Here is a 3,805-nt window from a genome sequence, read left to right on the forward strand (position 1 = left end):
TTCCAGGGCAGGGCATGGAGCTGACGGGCCTGGCCGCGCTGGTTGTTCTTGATGGTCAGCAGGTAGTGGGCACCGCGTTCGTGCAGGTAGGTGGCGTGGTCGCGTTGGGCGTGGAGGGCATCGGCGGTCACGACCGTCCCCGCGAGGTCCGCGTCGTCGATCTGGTCGAGGAAAGGTGCGAACTCGGGGATCTCGTTGGTCTTCGCGCCGATCTCGCGGGTGGCGAGCGTGACACCGTCGCCGTGACGGACGGCGGACAGGACGAGACCCGGCTGCTGTCCGGTCGGCGGGCGCCGCGCAGGCACTTGCCGTCGACCGCGATCGCCCGCCGCCGGATTCGTACCGGCTCGGCACGGGAGGCCTCCCGGTGGGCCCGTCGCTGTTCACGCTCGGTGCCACCGTCGGGCATCACCGGCTCCAGGCGGCGGGACGGTGCGGACAGCAGCGGCCGAAGGTAGTCGTAACAGGCCGCACCGATCCCCCCGGGATCCAGGCGCCCCAGGACGCTGCGCAGGGTCTTCTCGCTCGGCAACCGGTAGCGGCCAAGGAGTGGGTGGTAGGGCAGGCCGAAGGCGGCCAGTTCTTCCGGCGTCCCACGTCGGCACCACTCCGCCGCCGCGGTGATCGAGTCGTGGCCGGATGGGGTCATCGCGCAGACCACCAGGGCCAGCAGCGAGGAGAGCCGGTACCGCACCCCGCAAGCCCCTCTCGGATCGGTGACGGACTCGAACCCGGCAACCAGACGGCGGACTTGGTCCTTGGCGGCACCCTCGCCGAGGGCTTCCAAGCGGGGCGCATGAGGCACGGGGACAGCGACAGGAAATGATGGAGGAACGAACACGGCACCCTCGTGGATCTTGCAGCGTAGAGAACCACATGATCCACAGGTGCCGTGTTCACCTGCTTCCGGGGCCCACCACCGAGATCAACACCCCAGACCGGGATGATCCAGGCACTCGCCGGGGCCCTGGGCGGTGAGGACTCCGCCGAAGTCGAATATGACGGCTTCGAAGAGCACGTGGACTCCTTTGATCATCGCGTCGTCGTGATGCGGGTGAGTGCGGGGATGTGGAGCGTGGCGGCGCGGTTGATGGCCTCGATGAGGTAGACGATGCGTTCCGCGCGGTACGCGGAGCACCGTGGTTCGCGGTCCTCGCGGAGCGCGCGTCGGCAAGGTCGAGGACTCCCATGCCGCGGCTCGTTGGTCCGGTGGTCGGGGCGGGAGGGATGGTGTCCCAGTTTCGGGCGCCGTAGGCGAGGTGCAGGACGAAGCCGTCGTGGAAGTTCGGGTCGGGCAGGACAAGGGTGCCCTCGGTGCCGTGGATCTCCAGGTGCGGCGTGCGGGAGCCGGCGGCATCGAAGCTCGTGGTCAGCGTGACGGGGGTCCCGCTGTCGGTGTCCAGCAGGGCGGCCATGTAGGTGGGTGCACGTGCGGTGAACGGACTGCCGGCGTGGGGCCCGGAGCGAATGAGCCGCGCTGTCCGGGTGCGACTCGTAACCGCGCGAACGTGCAACGGACCGAGAAGGTAGTCGAGCGCGGTGAGGTAATAAGGTCCCATGTCCCCGAGTGGCCTGGCGTGTTCGGAGTAGAAGGGCTCGGGAGCTGGATGCCACCGTTCGGGCCCCGTGCTGAACAGGGTGGCCGTGGCCGAGAGCACGTCGCCGACGAGGCTCTGCTCGAGGGCCGCGGCAGCTGTCTGCAGGGCAGGCCCAAGCAGGGTGTCTGGGGCTACTCCTATGAGTGTGCCGACTTGTTGCGCAAGCCGGATCAGCGCGGTCGCGCCGTCCGGATCGGTGGTGAAGGGCTTCTCGATCCAGACAGCGCGAAGACCTGCGGCGACCGTTTGCTGGGCCAGCGCGGAATGCGTGGACGGCGGGGTGAGAATGAGCGCCATGTCTAGCACGGCCGGATCCATCACATGGTCCACCGGCACTGCGGGGATGCCGTACCGGTCTGCGAACGCCTGAGCGCGGGCGTCGTCGAGGTCAGTGCACGCCCGCAGTTGAACGTGCAGCTCTGTCCTCCGTGCCCCTCGCCATGTCTGCGCCACCACCTGCACCTCTTCCGAGGATGCCGGCGGATGCCCTCAATGAACAGGTCGTCCAGCGCGGCGAGTTGGCCCTTCTCTACGGCGGCGGGGAAGCGTTCAGCAGCCTCCACGGTCTCTCCCCATACACAAGGATGTGACTAGTCATTTTATTGAGTATGCTGCAGTGACGGACGAGAAGAGGAAAGGGGACTGCTTCGATGGCCTTGCGGCATGCGGTGCTGGCGGCGCTCCTGGACGGTGAGTACAGCGGATACCAGCTGGCGAAGGCGTTCGATGTCGGCGTCGCGAACTTCTGGCACGCCCTGCCCCAGCAGCTGTACGCCGAGCTGACCAAGCTGGAGAAGGAAGGGCTGGTCGCGGGGCGGCAGGTGGTCCAGGAGACCCGGCCCAACAAACGCCTGTTCCACGTCACCGACGCCGGTCGCGCCGAGCTGGAGAAGTTCGCCGCAGCCGCATCCAAGCCCTCGTTCATCCGCGACGATCTGCTGGTCAAGGTCCAGGTCGCCGACCGCATCGGCACGGCGCCGGTGATCGAACAGCTCGAAGAGCGAGCGTCTGCGGCCGAGGCCAAGATCGAACTTCTCGGCAAGCTGCTGCGGCAACTGCGCGGCGATGCGGACGAGGAGGAGTTCCTCCGGCGGGGCGAGCGGATAGGGCCGTACCTGACCTGCCTGCGCGGCCTGGCTTTTGAACAGGAGCACCGGGACTGGTGCCTGCGGATCGCAGCCGTCCTCAAGGAAAGGCAGTCGACTCATGTCGAGCGGTGAATACCTGCGCTACGTCGCCCTGGGCGACAGCCAGACCGAAGGGCTCGGCGACGGGGACGACACCGTCGGCCTACGCGGCTTCGCCGACCGGCTCGCCGAGCACCTCGCAACCGTCAACCCCGGACTTCGGTACGCCAATCTGGCCGTACGAGGACGTGTCGCCGGCCAGGTCCGCACTGAACAGCTGGGGCCTGCCCTGGCCCTGCGCCCCGACCTGGCCACCGTCGTCGCCGGGGTCAACGACCTGCTCCGGCCCCGGTTCAACGCCGCGCAGGTGGCCGGGCACCTGGAAGAGATGTTCGCCGCGCTCACGGCCGCCGGAGCCCACGTGGTGACACTGACCTTCCCCGACGTAGGGAAGATCGCGCCCCTTGCCCGGCCCATCAGGTCCCGCGTGTTCGACCTCAACACCCGCATCCGCGCTGCGGCCGCCCATCACGGGGTCGCGGTCGCCGAAACCGCCCGGCACGCCGTCACCACCGACCCACGGCTGTGGACCGCAGACCGACTCCATGCCAGCCCTCTAGGCCACGAGCGGATCGCCGCAGCCGTCGCCCAAGCCATCCACCTGCCCGGAAGCAACGATGCCTGGACGCTCTCCCTCCCGCCACAGAGCGTTCCCGCGGGCTGGCAAGCCGCAGCGGCCGAACTGCGCTGGGCGGCCGTATTCCTCGGCCCCTGGCTCGGACGCCGTCTGCGCGGTCAGTCCTCCGGCGACGGTCGGGCCGCAAAACGCCCGCAGCTCCTGCCCCTGCGTGCCACGCCCACCTTCCCGGCAGACACTGGTCAACGGGAACCTTCGTAGGGACAGCATCGGCTGCCGGGGGCGGACTCCTCTCGAACGGCCCGCCGCTGTGCAGCACGCCGGAGTGGGCACGTTCACGTGCACCCGGCTAGGAGTCGTCTTCAAAGGTGCTCAAGTGATGAGGGATCATGCTTGTCGTGGTGCGTCGTCATGAGCTTTCGGATGCTGAGTGGGCTGTGTTG

Annotated in this window: 2 protein-coding genes and 2 pseudogenes; 2 read left to right on the forward strand and 2 right to left on the reverse strand. The window is 68.4% G+C overall.

What is annotated here, in order from left to right; all coding sequences use genetic code 11:
• Positions 1-841, reverse strand: a pseudogene (locus ACZ4V1_RS35795) (ISAs1 family transposase); the annotation flags it as partial.
• A 472-nt stretch (positions 842-1,313) separates the two neighbouring features.
• Positions 1,314-2,060 (reverse strand): annotated as a pseudogene (locus ACZ4V1_RS35800) (Gfo/Idh/MocA family protein); the annotation flags it as partial.
• A gap of 188 nt (positions 2,061-2,248) precedes the next feature.
• Between ACZ4V1_RS35800 and ACZ4V1_RS35805 the strand changes: the two are divergent.
• Both ACZ4V1_RS35805 and ACZ4V1_RS35810 read left to right on the forward strand, forming a co-directional pair.
• Positions 2,249-2,818, forward strand: coding sequence for a PadR family transcriptional regulator (locus ACZ4V1_RS35805; protein ID WP_468345334.1), 570 nt, complete (start codon positions 2,249-2,251; stop codon positions 2,816-2,818).
• Entirely contained in the window at positions 2,805-3,623 is an 819-nt protein-coding gene (locus tag ACZ4V1_RS35810; protein ID WP_468345337.1) for an SGNH/GDSL hydrolase family protein, read from the forward strand. The genes ACZ4V1_RS35805 and ACZ4V1_RS35810 overlap by 14 nt, the downstream gene beginning before the upstream one ends.
• The last annotated feature ends 182 nt before the right edge of the window (positions 3,624-3,805 follow it).

Source organism: Streptomyces sp. NPDC028991 (assembly GCF_055564775.1).

What these genes read in the sequence shown, in the direction of transcription:
- ACZ4V1_RS35810 (WP_468345337.1), top strand. Translation starts at nt 2,805, where the DNA reads ATGTCGAGCGGTGAATACCTGCGCTACGTCGCCCTGGGCGACAGCCAG.
- ACZ4V1_RS35805 (WP_468345334.1), top strand. Translation starts at nt 2,249, where the DNA reads ATGGCCTTGCGGCATGCGGTGCTGGCGGCGCTCCTGGACGGTGAGTAC.